This is a genomic window from Chondromyces apiculatus DSM 436, assembly GCF_000601485.1.
In the GTDB taxonomy this organism is placed as follows: Bacteria; Myxococcota_A; Polyangia; order Polyangiales; family Polyangiaceae; genus Chondromyces; species Chondromyces apiculatus.
The window spans coordinates 271,197-287,002 of sequence record NZ_ASRX01000005.1 but is presented as its reverse complement, the minus strand read 5'-3'; the positions used below and the strand labels follow the sequence as shown (position 1 = coordinate 287,002).

The 15,806-nt window shown below is 67.8% G+C and carries 14 protein-coding genes and 1 pseudogene; 10 read left to right on the top strand and 5 right to left on the bottom strand.

What is annotated here, in order from left to right; genetic code table 11:
• Nucleotides 1–14: 14 nt before the first annotated feature.
• From CAP_RS04300 to CAP_RS04290, 3 genes are read right to left on the bottom strand one after another with little or no spacing between them, the layout of a single operon-like run.
• On the bottom strand, nt 15–413 hold the full coding sequence (locus CAP_RS04300; RefSeq protein ID WP_197040999.1) for a PAAR domain-containing protein: 399 nt from the start codon (nt 411–413) through the stop codon (nt 15–17).
• A 49-nt stretch (nt 414–462) separates the two neighbouring features.
• The gene (locus tag CAP_RS04295) at nt 463–2,259 is read right to left on the bottom strand and encodes an ABC transporter ATP-binding protein (protein WP_044236274.1); all 1,797 of its coding nucleotides are present in this window, start codon (nt 2,257–2,259) and stop codon (nt 463–465) included.
• Nucleotides 2,256–4,178, bottom strand: a complete 1,923-nt coding sequence (locus CAP_RS04290; protein ID WP_081864544.1) for an ABC transporter ATP-binding protein — start codon at nt 4,176–4,178, stop codon at nt 2,256–2,258. The genes CAP_RS04295 and CAP_RS04290 overlap by 4 nt, the downstream gene beginning before the upstream one ends.
• An 818-nt stretch (nt 4,179–4,996) precedes the next feature.
• Between CAP_RS04290 and CAP_RS43710 the strand changes: the two genes are divergently transcribed.
• Nucleotides 4,997–6,178 (top strand): PAS domain-containing protein, encoded by a 1,182-nt coding sequence (locus CAP_RS43710; protein ID WP_052374124.1) that lies wholly within the window; start codon nt 4,997–4,999, stop codon nt 6,176–6,178.
• 174 nt (nt 6,179–6,352) lie between these two features.
• Nucleotides 6,353–7,561, top strand: a complete 1,209-nt coding sequence (locus CAP_RS04275) for a PAS domain-containing protein (protein ID WP_052374122.1) — start codon at nt 6,353–6,355, stop codon at nt 7,559–7,561.
• Here CAP_RS04275 and CAP_RS55640 read toward each other — a convergent pair.
• Nucleotides 7,536–8,262 (bottom strand): annotated as a pseudogene (locus CAP_RS55640) (LysR family transcriptional regulator). The gene CAP_RS04275 and the pseudogene CAP_RS55640 overlap by 26 nt on opposite strands.
• A gap of 242 nt (nt 8,263–8,504) precedes the next feature.
• Here CAP_RS55640 and CAP_RS43705 point away from each other — a divergent pair.
• The 7 genes from CAP_RS43705 (at nt 8,505) to CAP_RS04235 (ending at nt 14,837) form a co-directional block, all read left to right on the top strand.
• Nucleotides 8,505–9,701 (top strand): PAS domain-containing protein, encoded by a 1,197-nt coding sequence (locus tag CAP_RS43705; RefSeq protein ID WP_052374121.1) that lies wholly within the window; start codon nt 8,505–8,507, stop codon nt 9,699–9,701.
• 33 nt (nt 9,702–9,734) lie between these two features.
• A complete protein-coding gene (locus CAP_RS43700; RefSeq protein ID WP_052374119.1) occupies nt 9,735–10,655 on the top strand; it encodes a PAS domain-containing protein in 921 nt (306 codons plus the stop codon).
• An 856-nt stretch (nt 10,656–11,511) separates the two neighbouring features.
• Nucleotides 11,512–11,850: a hypothetical protein gene (locus tag CAP_RS04255; RefSeq protein ID WP_044236270.1), complete on the top strand. Its 339-nt coding sequence runs from the start codon at nt 11,512–11,514 to the stop codon at nt 11,848–11,850.
• Nucleotides 11,847–12,191 (top strand): hypothetical protein, encoded by a 345-nt coding sequence (locus tag CAP_RS51885; protein ID WP_044236268.1) that lies wholly within the window; start codon nt 11,847–11,849, stop codon nt 12,189–12,191. Before CAP_RS04255 ends, CAP_RS51885 begins: the two co-directional genes overlap by 4 nt.
• The gene (locus CAP_RS04245) at nt 12,188–12,772 is read left to right on the top strand and encodes an RNA polymerase sigma factor (RefSeq protein ID WP_052374117.1); all 585 of its coding nucleotides are present in this window, start codon (nt 12,188–12,190) and stop codon (nt 12,770–12,772) included. The genes CAP_RS51885 and CAP_RS04245 overlap by 4 nt, the downstream gene beginning before the upstream one ends.
• A 201-nt stretch (nt 12,773–12,973) precedes the next feature.
• Nucleotides 12,974–13,678 (top strand): hypothetical protein, encoded by a 705-nt coding sequence (locus CAP_RS04240; RefSeq protein ID WP_044236266.1) that lies wholly within the window; start codon nt 12,974–12,976, stop codon nt 13,676–13,678.
• Nucleotides 13,665–14,837 carry a helix-turn-helix domain-containing protein gene (locus tag CAP_RS04235; RefSeq protein WP_052374115.1) on the top strand — a complete coding sequence of 391 codons (1,173 nt, stop codon included), beginning with the start codon at nt 13,665–13,667 and terminating at the stop codon, nt 14,835–14,837. Before CAP_RS04240 ends, CAP_RS04235 begins: the two co-directional genes overlap by 14 nt.
• 35 nt (nt 14,838–14,872) lie before the next feature.
• Here the strand turns inward: CAP_RS04235 and CAP_RS04230 are convergent, their stop codons facing one another.
• Complete coding sequence (locus tag CAP_RS04230; RefSeq protein WP_156040485.1) at nt 14,873–15,103, bottom strand: hypothetical protein; 231 nt, start codon at nt 15,101–15,103, stop codon at nt 14,873–14,875.
• Between the two features lie 83 nt (nt 15,104–15,186).
• Here CAP_RS04230 and CAP_RS49860 point away from each other — a divergent pair, with 83 nt between their 5' ends.
• On the top strand, nt 15,187–15,777 hold the full coding sequence (locus CAP_RS49860) for a hypothetical protein (RefSeq protein ID WP_156040484.1): 591 nt from the start codon (nt 15,187–15,189) through the stop codon (nt 15,775–15,777).
• Nucleotides 15,778–15,806: the final 29 nt, after the last annotated feature.

Below are 15,806 nucleotides of genomic sequence, written 5' to 3'. Positions count from 1 at the left end.
CTCACGCTTGCCCCTCAATCGCCGACCAGCACCGTCCCTGCCGCGATCACGCTCCCGTTCGGCGCGTCAGCCGGATCGTTGCAGGTCAGCGCCGGATCCCCGAGGTGCGCCGCGGGCTTGTTGTTGATGAGCACCGACCGGCTCCCCGCCTGCACCCGCGCCTCGTTCGACGGAGGCCGCTGGAACGTCCCCCCCGCCGGCACGTGCGCTGGCGCATTCACGGCCGTGCTCCCCTGCACTGCCGCGGCCTTCCCCTCCACGAGCACGTCCTTGCTCAGCGCACCGGACAGCTTCCCGCTGAACGGCATCGGCGTCGGCGTCGGCACCGCGCCTCCTGGCGCCGGCACCATCACCACGTGCACATCGATCCCCACGATCGTGTCGCCCTGCTTCGCTGCCGGCTTGCCCGTCACCTCGCGATCTTACGCCTGCCCGAGCCACCCCCGACAGGCTCTTGTCGGTTCACCTCCGGAGCCCGTCCTCCGCCGCGCGCCCCTCCTCCCCTCCACGCACCCCTGCGAGCCGCCATCCTCTCGCCCGGTGCTGCTCGTGCCACAGCCGCGCGTAGAGCCCGCCCTGCGCGAGCAGCTCCCGGTGCGTCCCCTGCTCCGCGACCCGGCCCTCGTCGAGCACCACGATCGCGTCGGCCCGCGCGATGGTCCGCAGCCGGTGCGCGATCACCACCACCGTCTTCTCCTTCACCAGCGCGTCGATCGCCTTCTGGATCTCCGCCTCTGCCGACGCATCCACCGACGCCGTCGCCTCGTCCAGCAGCACGATCGGCGCGTCCTTCAGGATGGCCCGCGCGATCGAGAGCCGCTGCCGCTCCCCGCCCGACAGCCGCCCCCCGCCCTCCCCGAGCTGCGTCTCGTAGCCCTCGGGCAGCCGCTCGATGAACCCGTGCGCGCGCGCCGCCTTCGCCGCCGCGATCACCTCTTCCCGCGTCGCGTCGGGCTTCCCCACCCGCAGGTTCTCCAGCACCGACCCCGAGAACAGCACCACGTCCTGGAACACCATCGCCACGTGACGGTGCAGCGCCTCCACCGGCACGTCGCGCACGTCCACCCCGCCCACCCGGATCGCCCCCTTCCCCCGCTCCACGTCCCACAGCCGCGCCACCAGGTGCACCAGCGTCGACTTCCCCGACCCCGACCGCCCCACGATGGCCGTCAGCTTCCGCTCCGGCAGCGTCAGCGACACCTCCGACAGCACCTGCTCCTCGTCATACGCGAACGACACCCGGTCCAGCGTCACCTCGAACCGGGTGATCGCCGGCGCCCGCACCTCGGCCTCCACCATCGGCCGCTCCGCGAGAAGAGCCTCGATCCGCAGGAGCGCGCGCTGCGCCGCCCGCAGCGCCAGCAGCGCCACCCCCGCCTCCGAGAGCTGCCGCGTCACCCCCACCGACACCACCAGGAACACCAGGAGCGTCGCCGGCGCCACCGCCCCCCCGAGCGCCAGGTGGCTCCCCGCGAGCGCCACCACCACGAAGCTCGCCTCCACCACGAACCCGAACAGGGACATCAGCGGCGCTGGCGCCACCTCCACCCGGATCGACGCGTCCCGCAGCCGCTCCATCGACCGCACGAGCCGCGTGAACCCCTCCCCTTGCCGCCCGAACGCCCGCAGCACCGCGATCCCCTGCACGTACTCCACGATGCGCGCGTTCGCGTCGCTCCCCGCCTCCAGCAGGCTCCCCACATGCCGCACGAAGATGGGCGTCGTCTTCCCCAGCACCCAGAACGCGAGCGGCATCGCCACGAGCACCGCGAGCCCCAGCCGCGCGTCGAGCACGCAGAGCCCGAGCCCCACCAGCACCGGCAGCGCCAGCGATGCCGCGAACACCCCGAGCAGGTGCGACCAGATGTCCTCCACGAGCGCCAGGTCCGTGGTCAGCACCCCGGCCAGCTCCCCGGAGCGCCGCTGCGAGAAGAACCCCATCGGCAGCCGCCGCAGGTGGTCGGCCATCCGGATGCGCGCCGCCCCCATCAGCGCGTGCGCCGCGAGGAAGATGTCGCTCATCGCCGCCCGCGCGCACACCACCCTCAGGAGCACCCCCACCACCGCCACGGCCGTCAGCCCGAACGTCAGCCTCAGCGTCAGCCGCCCCTCCAGCGCTGCCCGCACGAGCACCAGCACCACCGCGAACGGCACCGCCGCGCACGCCGCTTCCAGCACCGCGAACACCAGCCCCCGCCGCAGCCGCGGATCGCTCTTTCCTGCCAGCCTGTCCCCGACCGAGAGCAGATCCCCGATCATGCTGCACCTCCCGCGTCCGCCGCCGATCCCTCGGTCGACAGCACCCACGCTGCCGCCTCGGACTGGTGCGCGAACAGCTCCTGGTAGAGCGCGCACCGCCCGAGCAGCTCCTCGTGCGTCCCTTGATCCCGCACCTCGCCTTCGTCGAGCACCACCAGCTTGTCGGCCGAGGCCACGCTCGCCAGGCGGTGGGCGATCACCAGCACCGTCCTGCCCTGGCACAGAGCCGAGAGCGCTTCCTGGATCAGCGCCTCGTTCTCCGCATCCGCGAACGCCGTCGCCTCGTCCAGCACCAGGATCGGCGCGTCCTTCAGGAGCGCCCGCGCGATCGAGAGCCGCTGCTTCTCCCCGCCCGAAAGCCGCGCACCTCGCTCCCCGAGCGGCGTCCCGTAGCCCATCGGCAGCCTGAGCACGAACTCGTCCGCGCGCGCCGCCTTGCACGCCTGCACGATTTCCGCCTCTGTCGCGTCCGGCTTCGCCAGCCGCAGGTTCTCCCGCACCGACCCGTGGAACAGGAACACCTCCTGGAACACCACCGACACCTTCCCGAGCAGCACGTCGAGCGGCATCTCCTTCACGTCCACCCCGCCCACCTCCACCCGCCCCGACGTCGCCTCCCACAGCCGTGGCACCAGCCGCGCCAACGTCGTCTTTCCTGCCCCCGACGGCCCCACCAGCGCCGTCACCTTCCCCGCCTCCACCTCGAACGACACCCGCGACAGCGCCTCCTTCGCCTTCCCGCGCTCTTCCTCTCCGTACGAGAAGCTCACCTCCCGGAACGCGATCCCGTGGTGCGCAGGCAGCTTCGTCCCGCCCCGCGCCACCAGATCCGGCGCGAGCAGCACCACCATGATCCGCGCGTTCCCCTCCTCGATCCGCTGCACGTTCCCCCACGCGAACATCAGCCGCATCATCGAGAGCGTGAGTTGCGGCCCGAGCACCAGGAACAGCACCAAGTCCTGGAGCGACAGCTTCCCCGTCACGTGAAGCAACCCGCCCACCGGGATCAGCACCACCAGGCTCGACCCGATCAGCGCCGCGAACGTCCCGTATCCCCGCCCATTCGTGCGCATGAAGCTCACCATCCACGCGAGCCCCTCCTCGATGGACCGCGACAGGTCCCCGAACCGCTGCGCCGTCAGCCCGAACGACTTCACCACGTGAATGCCGCGCAGAAACTCCAGCATCGACGCATTGGTGCGGTCCTGCAGTGCGAACCACTTGCGGTGCATCTCGTCCATCCCCCGCATCGAAGACGCCATGGCCCCGATCGCCAGCGGCATCACCGCCACGCTCGCCAGCGCCATTCTCCAGTCCACCGAGAGCAGCGCGATGGTCACGAGCACCGGCACTGCAATCGCCGCGACCCCATCCGGGAAATGGTGGGCGATGAACGACTCCACCTGCGCCACGTCGTCCATCATCGTCCGCTTCAGCTCTCCGGTCGTCCGCGATGCGAAGAACGAGAGCGGCACCCCGCCGAGCTTCCGCGCCAGCCGCAGCCGCAGATCGTGCAGCACCCTGAACGCCGCCACGTGCGCCAGCACCGTCGCCAGCGCATTGAAGAGCACCCGCCCCCCGAGCGCCCCGAGCACCACGAACGCCAGCGATTGCACCTCGTCGAGCCGCGCCGGCGTCGCATAGATGGCCGTCGCCATCCGTGCCACGCAATAGAACGGCACGAGCCCCACCGCGACCCCCAGCACCGACGCCAGCGCCGACGCCGACACCAGGCCCGCCTGCGACCCGAGCAGCCGCAGCAGCCCCGAGAGCCCGCGCACATCCCCTGCACTTCCTGCCGACGCGTCCCCCTGCGACGCCCCGCCTTCGCACCCCGCCGACGGCGCGGGCTCCCTCCGCCCCACCGCCACCCCTGCGGCCCCTGCGCCTCCCACCTCAGCCACCGCGCTACCCGACATGACGACCCTCACCCCCCACCCCGCCCGCCGCGCCCCCTGGCCTGCCTCTGGTCTTCATGGCGACCAGCATGCGCTTGTTAATTGAATATGAAAATCAAAAGCATATGTTAGCAACAATGATGAAGGGTATGTCGGCTTCGTGGGGTCGGGAATGGGAGCAAGCCGCGTCACAAGACGGCAGCCTTCCGTGTGAAACCATACCGGCTCGGAGCGCATCGAGACCGACGATCGTCCTTCCCGCTGAGACGACCATGGCGCACGCTTCCACGACCGTGGGTCCGATCCCCATGGCTGTGGGTCCGGCTTCCCTCGTCGTGGAGCCCCTCTCGATGGCCGTGGGTCACGCTTTCACGACCGTCGGTCACGCTTCCAGAGCCGTGGGTCCGGCTCTCATGACCATGGCTCTCACGCCCACGGCCATGGGAGCGGGATCCACGATCATGGCGCCCTTCTGCGATCGTGGCGCCGGCTCCCATGATCGCAGCGCACCTGTGACGCCCGCAATTCTGGCCTCCATGGTCGTGCGGCGCACGTCGACGGACGTGTGCCTCTCGCCAGTGGCCCTCGGTCAGCCTTTCCGTGAGGGCCAGCACCGTTCGGGGGACAGCGGCTGCGCTCTGCTGCGGCGACCACCCTTTGTGTGACAGTGGATTACCCGCGACGCGTCGACACCGCGACGGATCAACATGCGAGAATGGAACCGCAGCGCCGCTCGCACCGTCCACCACCGGCACGGCTGGCTCTGCGCTCGTAACCTTTCGACGGCTCGACTCAGTGAGCACGCGGCGCAGCGTCGTGCGCCTCACAAGGGGGGACTGGTGAGCTTCGATGCCCTTCGCACTTTCCTGAACGCAATCCTCGAACCTGCGGCCATTCTCGACTCCGCCGGCCGCGTCCTCGCCTCGAATGTGCGCTGGTCGCAGGTCGACGCCGATCAGGCGCTCGCCGGCGCTCCGTTCGACGTCGGCGTGGATTACCTGCAGCGCTGCGCCGAGGTCCGCCACGATGCGGATGGCGAGGCGCTCGCGCGCGGGGTGCGCGAGATCCTCGCGGGCAGGTCGCAGGCGTTCACGCTACCCTACGCCTGCGGGGCTCCGACCGAGCGGCGCCACGCAGAGGTGATCGCGAGCCCGCTCCCGACCAGCGACGGGATCGGCGCGCTGATCCTGCACCGCGACGTCACCACGCAGAAGGAGACCGAGGCCGCGCTCCGCGACACCCGGGAGCGGCTCGAGCGCGTCCTCGAGCTCTTGCCCGAGGGGTACTGGGACTGGAACATGGTGGACGACTCGGTCTACTACAGCGATCGGTGGTTCACGTCGCTCGGCTACGCGGTGGGTGAGATCGCGCCGAACGTCAACGCCTGGACGCAGCTCCTCCACCCCCACGAGCTCGCGCGCGTCATGGGCGACCTCACCGCGTACGTCGAGGGCCGCTCCCCGAGCTACGTCTGCGAGACCCGGGTGCGGCGCAAGGACGGCACGTACCGGTGGAACCTCGATCGGGCCCGGATCGTCGAGAGAGACCCGAGCGGGAAGCCGACGCGCATGATCGGGATGGAGGTCGACATCACCTCACGCAAGGAGGCCGAGCGGGTGATCCAGGAGCAGTCCCGGCGGCTCATGGACCTGTCGACGCCGCTCATCCCCATCAGCGACGAGGTGGTGGTCATGCCCCTCATCGGCGTGGTGGACCCGGAGCGCGCCGGGCAGGTGCTCTCCACCCTGCTCCGCGGCATCACCGAGACCCGGGCGCGCGTGGCCATCCTCGACATCACCGGCATGAGCGACATCGACGCGCAGGTGGCCTCGGTCCTGGTCAACGCAGCGAAGGCCGTGCAGCTCCTCGGCGCCCAGGTGGTCCTCACCGGCGTCCGCCCCGACGTGGCAAGGACCCTCGTGGAGCTGGACGTCGACCTCGGCAACATCCTCCTGCGCAGCACCCTCCAGTCAGGCATCGCCAGCGCCACCGATCTCACCCGCGGGCGCAAGACCCGCTGATCGCCCTGAAGTCAGCCAGCAGGAGCGAGAAGGGCGGAGCGTGAGCGGGCTCGTCGGCGCGAAGAGCGCAGGAGGAGCCTTGTCCGAAGTACGCGGATCTGCGACTTCTGTCGCTCGGTCGATCAGACCCGTAGGACGTATGGCGCTGGACAGCACGCCGCGCAAGGGGGACTGGTGAGCTTCGATTCTCTGCGCACCTTCGTGAACGCGATCCTGGATCCAGCAGCCATTCTCGATCCGGCGGGGCGCATCCTCGCCGTGAACACGCAATGGTCGGGGATCGGCGCCGAGCAGGTGCTCGCCGGCAATCGCTTCGAGGTCGGCGTCGACTACCTGCAGCGCTGCGCCGAGCTGCGCCCCGACGGGCCGGTCGAGGCGCTCACGCACGGGGTGCGCGCAGTCCTCGGGGGCGAGGCGCCGGCGTTCAAGCTGTCCTACGTGAGCGGGGCGCGGTCGACGCTGCGCCAGGACGAGATCGCCGCGAGCCCGCTCCCGACCGGAGAGGGGATGGGCGCCCTGATCGTGCACCGCGACGTCACGAAGCAGAAGGAGACCGAGATGCTGCTCCGGTTCACCCGGGAGCGGCTCGAGTTCGTGCTGGAGCTGCTGCCCGAGGGGTACTGGGACTGGAACATGGTGACCAACGAGGTGCTGTACAGCGACCGGTACGTCACCTCGCTCGGCTACACGCCCGGCGAGATCGAGCAGAGCGTCAAGGGCTGGGTGAGTCTCCTCTACCCCGGCGACGTCGAGCGCGTGAGGGCCTCGGTCGCCGCGTACATGGAGGGCCGCTCCCCGCTCTACGTCTGCGAGACCCGGGTGAGGCGGAAGGACGGCTCGTATCGGTGGAGCCTCGACCGGGGTCGCATCGTCGCCCGGGACGCGAGCGGGAAGCCGACGCGTATGATCGGGATGGAGATCGACATCAGCGCGCGCAAGGACGCCGAGCGCGTGGTGCAGGAGCAGTCGCGGCGGCTCCTCGACCTGTCCACCCCGCTCATCCCCATCAGCAGCGAGGTGGTGGTCATGCCGCTCGTGGGCACGGTGGACACGGAGCGCGCCGGACAGGTGCTCTCCACCCTGCTCGAAGGGCTGACCCGGACCCGGGCGCGCGTCGCCATCCTCGACATCACCGGCATGAGCGACGTCGACGCGCAGGTGGCCTCGACCCTGGTCAACGCGGCGAAGGCCGTGCAGCTCCTCGGCGCCCAGGTGGTCCTCACCGGCGTCCGCCCCGACGTGGCAAAGACCCTGGTGGAGCTGGACGTCGACCTCGGCAACATCCTCCTGCGCGGCACCCTCCAGGCAGGCATCGCCAGCGCCACCGAGCTCACCCGCGGACGCGATCAGCGGCCCGTCAAGCGCTCGAGATTCTCGGGATAGCGCGTCCACGCGCGACGTCGACGAACGCCTTGAGCGCAGGGGAGACCTGGGCACGGCTGGGGAAGTACAGGAACAGGCCCGGCACCGCGGGAGCGTACGGTTCGAGGACGATACGGAGGCTCCCGCGCGCCAGCTCGTCGGCGATGAGCGGCTCCAGCGGGTAGAGCAGACCCACGCCAGCGACCGCGAGGGACTGCATCAGCGCCGTGTTGTTCGTGGTCACGGGGCCGCGCACAGGCACGCGCCACATCTTCTTCCTGCGCTCGAGCTCCCAGGCCCACGGCTCTCCGCTGGGCGTCCATCGCGCGCAGAGGCAGTCATGCTGGAGCCTCCACCTTCGGGTGTCGCTCGACGAACCGCGGGATGAGGGGCGCGAGCGCCAGCGGCACCGCGGCGGAGGGCACGGTGAGCCTGACCCGACCCGTCACCTCGCCGCGCCTCACCTTGACGGCCTTCAGCGACTCCAGGGCCTGGTCCACGGCGGGGCCGGCATCTTCGAGGAGCCGCTGCCCCGCGTCCGTGAGCGCCACGCTGCGCGAGATCCCCGTGAGCAAGGTGACCCCGAGGCGTGTCTCGAGCTGGCGAACGGATGGGCTCAGTGCAGACGTGGAGACCCCGAGATCCTTCGCGACAGCCGCATAGCTGCGACGACGCGCGACAGCGATGAACGAGTTGAGGGCGTTGAGCGGCGTGAAGGCCATCGCCACGCCTGTCTACATGCGAGCGTGACCTGACGCCATCCGTGGGATGGTGGGCGACATGGGTGAGGAGCGCCTTCGCGGTGGGCTCGTCCTCCAGAAGGCGGGGAAAGGGCAGGAGCCCACGAAGCGGCGCCGCGCAGCCCCGAGGGTCCTTGTCCGGAGACACCGGATCTGCGACTTCTGTCTCTGTATCGATCACGCCTGCGAGATGCCTCGGGACCGTATGCTGACAAGGGGGTCGTATGCACCTGGCTTCTCATGACGTCTTCCTTCGTGCGCTGCGCGCGCCTGCTGCCATCGTCGACCCAGCAGGCCGCATCCATGCCGTGAACGCGCCGTGGGCGGAGATCGCCGCGGCGCAGGCGCTCGCCGGGGGCGGCTTCGGCGTCGGCGTCGACTACCCGGGACGCTGCGCCGAGGCGCGTGAGGATGGGCCCGGGGAGGCGCTCGCGCGCGGGCTGCGCGAGGTGCTCGCAGGAAAGGCGCCGGACTTCACGCTGACCTATGCCTGCGGGAGCGCGCCTGCGCGGCGCCACGCAGAGATCGTGGTGAGCCCGCTCCCCACGGGGGAGGGCGAGGGCACTGGAGCGCTGGTCGTGCACCGTGACTTCACGCCGCAGCAGGAGACCGAGGTCGCGCTCCAGGAGACCAGGCAGCGGCTCGCGCAGGTGCTGGAGCTGCTGCCGGAGGGTTACTGGGACTGGAACGTGGACACCGACGAGGCCTACTACAGCGACCAGTGGATCTCGTCGCTCGGCTACACGCGCGACGAGATCGAGCCGCACGCCAGGGCGTGGATGCAGCTCCTCCATCCGGAGGACATCTCCCTGGTCATGGACACCGTCTCTGCCTACATGGAGGGGCGATCCGCGACCTGCGTCTGCGAGAACCGGCTGCGGCGCAAGGACGGGACGTACCGCTGGGACCTCGAACGGGCTCAGATCCTCAGCAGGGACGCGAACGGCAGGGTGACGCGCCTGATGGGCTTCCAGCTCGACATCAGCGCCCGCAAGGAAGCCGAGCGCGTCATCCAGGAGCAGGCGCGGCGGCTCATGGACCTGTCGACGCCGCTCATTCCCATCAGCGACGAGGTGGTGGTCATGCCCCTCATCGGCGTGGTCGACGAGGAGCGCGCCGAGCAGGTGCTCTCCACCCTGCTCCGCGGCATCACCCAGAGCCGGGCGCGCGTCGCCATCCTCGACATCACCGGCATGGACCGCCTCGACGCGCAGGTGGCCTCGACCCTGGTCAACGCGGCGAAGGCCGTGCAGCTCCTCGGCGCCCAGGTGGTCCTCACCGGCGTGCGCCCCGACGTGGCAAAGACCCTGGTGGACCTCGACGTGGACCTCGGCCACGTCCTGCTGCGCGGCACGCTCCAGTCCGGCATCCTCTGCGCCGTCGATCTGGTCCGCAATGACCGCAGCCACCGCGTACGCTAGTCCTCCGCCGTACCGCTGCCGGAGGTGAGGGTCGTGCATGAGGGCTCCACGGAAGACATCCTGAACACGATGCGCGAGCTGGAGGCCACGCTCCGCGAGAGCAAGGCCAGGCTCCACGAGACCGAGGCCAGGCTCCACGAGACCGAGGCCAGGCTCCACGAGGCGCGGGAGCGGCTGGAGTACGTGCTGGAGCTGCTCCCCGAGGGCTACTGGGACTGGAACGTGGAGACCGACGAGGTCTACTACGGCGACCGCTGGATCTCGTCGCTCGGCTACACGCGCGACGAGATCGCGCCCCACCTCAGCACCTGGATGACGCTCCTCCACCCGGACGACATCGCCCGCGTCTCGGAGGCCCTCGACGCGTACATCGACGGTCGCTCCCGGACCTACGCCTGCGAGATCCGGCTGAAGCAGAAGGACGGGACGTACCGCTGGCACCTCGATCGGGGCCGGATCGTCAGCCGCGACGCGAACGGCAAGGCGACGCGCATCATCGGGATGGAGGTGGACATCAGCGCGCGCAAGGAAGCCGAGCAGGTGATCCAGGAGCAGTCGCGGCGGCTGATGGACCTGTCGACGCCGCTCATCCCCATCAACGAGGAGGTGGTGGTGATGCCCCTCGTGGGCGTGGTCGACGAGGCGCGCGCCGGGCAGGTGCTCTCCACGCTGCTCGAAGGCCTCACCCGGACCCGGGCGCGGGTGGCGATCCTCGACGTCACCGGCATGGGCGAGGTCGACGCGCGGGTGGCCTCGGTCCTGGTCGACGCGGCGAAGGCCGTGCAGCTCCTCGGCGCCGAGGTGGTCCTCACCGGCGTGCGCCCCGACGTGGCGCGGACGCTGGTGGCGCTGGACGTGGACCTCGATCACATCCTGCTGCGCGGCACGCTCCAGGCCGGCATCGCCTGCGCCGTCGAGATCAGCGGCGAGGAGCGCGGCCGGCGCGGGCGCTGAACCTCAGCTCCTGAATCCCCCGGCAGTTCCTTCAGCGCGCGGTCGAAGCCCTGGCAAGGACAGCGAGAGCCCGACCGAGGCCGCGTAGTCCTCGAAGAGGATGCGAGGGTGCTGGAGATCCTCGGGCGAGGACACCGGACCCACTCCGACCGGCGTCCTGGAGGCCGCCCCATCCGTGGGTCGGCACATCGCCCACAGTCGTCTGGTGGGCGGGGTCACGCATGAGTGTTCGAGGGCCGTGTGAGGGTCGGTGGCTGTGGAAAGGCGTGAGGAAGTGGTCGCCTGGAGCTGACCGGCGGTTTGCGGGGCAGGGATCGGTGAGGAAGGAGATCGGAAGCGGCTCGGGTGTCGGCGGATCCGCAGCGCTGGAAGGGAAACGCAGGTTGTGTGCCAGGAATTCTGTGAGACGCGTCACCGGATGGGCGTCGCGACCACGTGAATCGGGTTCATGTGGACGCGGTTCGGCTTCACGTGAACGTGAATCGGGTTCACGTGGACGCGGTTCGACTTCACGTGAACGTGAATCGGCTTCGCGTGAACGTGAATCGGCTTCGCGTGACCGGGCGCTCCGTCCGAGCGAAGGAAGCCCCCTTCACGTGAACGCGAACGCGCTTCACGTCAACGCGAACCCACTTCACGTGACAGCGGTCTGCGTTCCCCGATCGTCGAACTGCGTTCACGTCCACGCGAACGACATTCACGTCGACGCGGAGGGTGGTGGCCGGTTTTGCCTGAGACTGGCCTAGTTTGGGTCTGAGGGCGTGACGGTGCGGTAGGTTCGAGGCTCCGAAACAGTGCGGCCCGCGGGTGTGTCACCACCCCGGGCCGCGTGGCCGAACCTGCTGAGAGGTCCGACATGCTGAGACTCGTCGATCCTTCCCCCCGAGGGAAGGGGCAAGGCACCCGTCCGCCCCGACCCCGCGTCACCATCACCCTGACCGATGTCGAGCAGATGCGGCTCCGCGCCGCCCTGCGGAACCTGCGGGCCCTGTACGGGTCGTGGGACTGCCTCGCCGAGGTGATGGGAGTCCGGCCCGGCACCCTTGCCACCATCGTGAGCGGCAAGCCGACGTCCCCCGGGATGGCCGTGCGTGCCGCGCGCGCCGCAGGGACCACCGTGGAAGCGCTCCTGGGTGACCTGAAGGTCGCCGCCTCCTGCCCGCACTGCGGGGCGGCCTGGGAGGTGCGGTCATGATCACCCGCGGCCCCTTCCTGGAGTCCCCGATGGAGCTGTCGCTCGACGCGCAGGAGAGCAAGGGCGTGCGCGAGTGCCTCTACACCATGCGGGAGATCACCGGCTCGTGGGCAGCCGTGGACAACCTGCTGTTCCTCGGCAAGGGCGACGCCGAGAAGATCTGGAACGGCACCTACACCGCTACCTGCGAGATCGCCTACCGCATCTCCAAGCGCACCAACTACACCGTCGACGACGTGATCATCGGCGACCGCAACGGCCGGTGCACGCACTGCAGGCGCCCGCAGCCGGACCCGCACAAGACGCCCACGCCCGGCGCGCCGCCGGAGGCGAAAGCGTGATCCGCGCGCGGCGTCGCGCTGACGTCGCCCACACCCGCCCCGCGGTCTACCTGGACGAGGCTCCCATCCTGAAGCTCAGGCCCTTCGTGCGCGCGGTTCTCCGCGCCCAAGGGGTGCCAACGCGGGACAGGGACGACGTGTGCCAAGAGATCATGGTGGCGGCGTGGACGGCGATGACAGAGGGCCGCTTCCGCCCGCCGGAGGCGCAGCCCATCGGGGAGGCGTTGCAGGCATGGCTGTTCGGCATCACCTGGCGACAGGCAAGCCACTACCGCCAGAGGGCGTGGCGGCGGCGGGAGGTGATCGTGTCGGACCCGTACGCGATGACAGCGGCGGCGCCGTGGATCCCCCACGTGCCCGCGCCTGACGGCCGCGCGGCAGCCCGGGAGATGCTCGCCGCGCTGGACGAGATCCCGGAGCGGATGCGGGAGGTGCTCCTGCTCCGCTACCTCGAAGGGTTCGACACCGTGGAGATCGCCGAGATACTCGGCATCCCCGTCCCCACCGTCAGCTCCCGCCTCAAGTACGGCGTGCGGCGCTTCACCACCGCCGTCCAGCGCTGGCGCAAGCTCCGGTCCTGACCTGCCCCAACCACCGCGGAACACGCCTCGACGCTGGCTGCCTGACCGCTCATGGCATCCACCCAGACTCATCAGCATCTGTTTGCCACCCTACAGGAGCTGCATCCCTCTCCCGTGGCAAAGTCTTCCGATCGTGACAAAACAGAAGAGACGTGACAAACATGGGATCGTTTTCGAGACCCTAAGGAGATTCCCGTAAGCATGTCTGCGAATTTTACGCTGCCGCACCCTGACCTCACGCGTGACCGGCTCCAACTGCTCGGCACGTGGATGGTCGAAACGTGGACGACGACCAAACGCGACCATCGTCCAGATGATGGCGACGGGAAGCTCACGAAGGGCGTCCGCTTCTTTGAACGGATGATCTACCGACTGAGGGAGAAGGCCAAGACAGTCCCGTGGCTCCGACTCTTGGTCAACAGCGCTCACCTCGTTCTGAGCGCTGGGGCGGTGCCGCTGCGCTTTTACAGAGGCAAGATCCGAGTCTTGAAGTCCAGGTACCGCGAACGTCGTGACCTTGAGCGGGACGCGCACCAGATGGCTTTCGGATGGCGCCAGGAGGAGATGGACACCTGTTACCGGCTTGTCCTCGAAGAGATCAACTCACCGGCAAGTGAAGACGCGACCAAGGAAGTTGAACAGGATGCTGGTGCGGTCAGGGTCGCGCTGGTCCGGTACTCCCTCGCTACGAACAAGGCCATCGAAGCGGTTGACCTGCGCACATTTGAGTCCATCGACGTGACCAAGTATGGTTTGCCCATCGCTCGTACTCTGGTACTTCCTGGTGTCGCGACGTCGCCTGAGAACGTCACGCGGGTGCTCCCGCCTACGACTGTCGTGAAGAAGGCCTCCGTCAGCGTAAAACGGAAGCCAAAACAAGGCACTGGTTCGGATGGCTCAGGGTAAGCAAGATATCGCAAGATTCATCGGCAGAAACCTGCAGGTTGCCAGGACCTTTCATGGTCTGACGCTGAGCGATCTCGGGGACAAAGTAGGCTCGTCGCACACGTCGATCGCGAACTACGAGAGCGGTGCACGTCAACCGGGTGTAGACGTTCTCGACGCCCTCTGTGCGTCTCTGAAGTTCGAGCGCCAGTTCTTCTTCACGCCACTGAAAGTTGCGTTCAACGAAGAGCTGTTCAACTTTCGAAAGCGGCTTACTACCCCTCTTTATGTGCGGAACAAGGCAATCGCGCACGGGGTCCTGTTCGTTTCGCTGATCGAGTTCTTCGATAGCGTTCTCGACCTTCCTACTTACAACGTGCCCGAGGTTCGCTGCACCGTTCTCGACGAGAGCGAACGCGCTGCGCAGATCGAGAAGGCCGCAGAAACGTGCAGGTTTCGGTGGGCGCTCGGGGATCGTCCCGTGTCCAGTGTCACTGATGTACTGGAGAACGCTGGCATCGTGGTCACTCGCTTGAACATCCAAGAGGATGAGGTGGGCTACGTCGATGCATTCTCGCACGCGACAGACCGAGGCATAATCGTTGTGAATGCCGTGAAAGGCGCGTCGCGTACCATCTTCGACCTTGGGCACGAATTGGGCCACTTGGTAATGCATGGCGGGATGGTCACAGGGACCAAGCCGACCGAAGATGAAGCGAACCAGTTCGCCAGTGCGTTCTTGTTGCCTCGTGTCGCGATGTTCCGTGAATTCCCTCGACCGCACGCTGGCCGCATCGACTGGGACGCGATGTTGGCGTTCAAGCACAGATGGAGGGTGAGTTTGCAGGCCACGCTCCGGCGAGCGCGTGACCTTCACCTCATTGATGCCGCCACATATCTCAAGGCGACAAAGTACATCTCATACCGTGGTTGGCTAAAGAGCGAGCCTGGGGAGTCACCAGTGGAGCTGCCTGGGTTGATCAGCTCTTCCTTTGACGTGTTGAAGCAAGAACAGGCGCAGAATGCGGCAGACATTGCCACGCAGCTTCACTGGTACTCAGACATCATATCGATGGTCGCTGGTGTGGATGTGAGCGAACCTCCGACCAGCAGGACTGTTGCAAAGCAGCCGCTCGGGCAACTTCGGTTTCTCAAACTCGAAGCGTCACGCCGCTCGTGACGGGCCATTGATGGCCGTGGCGCGGCTTCGGGCCACTACTCGTCGAACAGCCGTAGCTGCTTCGGCTTCCTCACCTCGCCAGGAGGCCGCGGTCCCCTCTTCACTCCCGCCTCCTTGGGCGCCTCTGGCACCTTCTTCTCCCCCACCACCCGCAGCCACCCCCTCCCGTTCGGCAGGGCCCTCGCGGCGGGCGCCTGCGCCCCTTTCGGGGGCTCGGGCAGCTTGAGGGGCACCAGGGCAGGGGGCGGCGCCGCAGCACGACTCATGCTCGCTCGGAAAGAGACGTGTGCTGTACGAGCCTCCCCGGTAAGTCTAGCCACGAGCACGAGGATCGCCGAAGATCTTAAAGATGGGGACCGACGACAATAAGGAGATCGCGAGGCAAGCGGTAAATAGGCTCGCCAGTCTGTCGAGAGCGACATCGAATGAAATCGAGACAGACGCAAACGGCGATGCGGTGTTTACGTTTAATGGCAAAGTTTACGATCTGGAGGTGAAAGGTGTCTCAGGGAAAGCGAAGCAGGTGAATCAAGTACGTGGACTCGACTACTTGACTCTATTGATCTGGTACAAGTCTACAGACGCATTCCTGGTGATACCTCCCAACGACGTCGTAGCAATACTGTGCCGAAAAGTGCGTGGGCAGCACAGCGGACTTTCTGCAGAAAGCGGTGTCATTCACGTCAATAAGACCATAAGACACAGGTACGCCGTATCAACGTCTGCATTGGACCAGGCGATCGAGCAGGCTATAATTGAAGGCGAAGCTGTGTGGCCGCAAATTGTCGATACCATCGCACAAGCTCGGAAAGCGGCTGATGAGGCTACAAGGATTCTTTCTGAGATGTGGCCTAGTTGCAGGCTAACCGTTGCAGAACTCAATAAGATAAAGGCCAAGTCTGAAGCCCATGCTCGCAAGCGTCGGCGCCCGCCCAGTTGATGCGGCTTCTACGCCACCCAATCGCTGTG

Excerpts from the sequence above, each read along its gene's own strand:
- CAP_RS04295 (WP_044236274.1), bottom strand. The coding sequence starts at position 2,259 with ATGATCGGGGATCTGCTCTCGGTCGGGGACAGGCTGGCAGGAAAGAGC.
- CAP_RS04230 (WP_156040485.1), bottom strand. The coding sequence starts at position 15,103 with ATGAGTCGTGCTGCGGCGCCGCCCCCTGCCCTGGTGCCCCTCAAGCTG.
- CAP_RS43705 (WP_052374121.1), top strand. The coding sequence starts at position 8,505 with ATGCACCTGGCTTCTCATGACGTCTTCCTTCGTGCGCTGCGCGCGCCT.
- CAP_RS04235 (WP_052374115.1), top strand. The coding sequence starts at position 13,665 with ATGGCTCAGGGTAAGCAAGATATCGCAAGATTCATCGGCAGAAACCTG.
- CAP_RS04240 (WP_044236266.1), top strand. The coding sequence starts at position 12,974 with ATGTCTGCGAATTTTACGCTGCCGCACCCTGACCTCACGCGTGACCGG.
- CAP_RS04255 (WP_044236270.1), top strand. The coding sequence starts at position 11,512 with ATGCTGAGACTCGTCGATCCTTCCCCCCGAGGGAAGGGGCAAGGCACC.
- CAP_RS49860 (WP_156040484.1), top strand. The coding sequence starts at position 15,187 with ATGGGGACCGACGACAATAAGGAGATCGCGAGGCAAGCGGTAAATAGG.
- CAP_RS04290 (WP_081864544.1), bottom strand. The coding sequence starts at position 4,178 with ATGTCGGGTAGCGCGGTGGCTGAGGTGGGAGGCGCAGGGGCCGCAGGG.
- CAP_RS51885 (WP_044236268.1), top strand. The coding sequence starts at position 11,847 with ATGATCACCCGCGGCCCCTTCCTGGAGTCCCCGATGGAGCTGTCGCTC.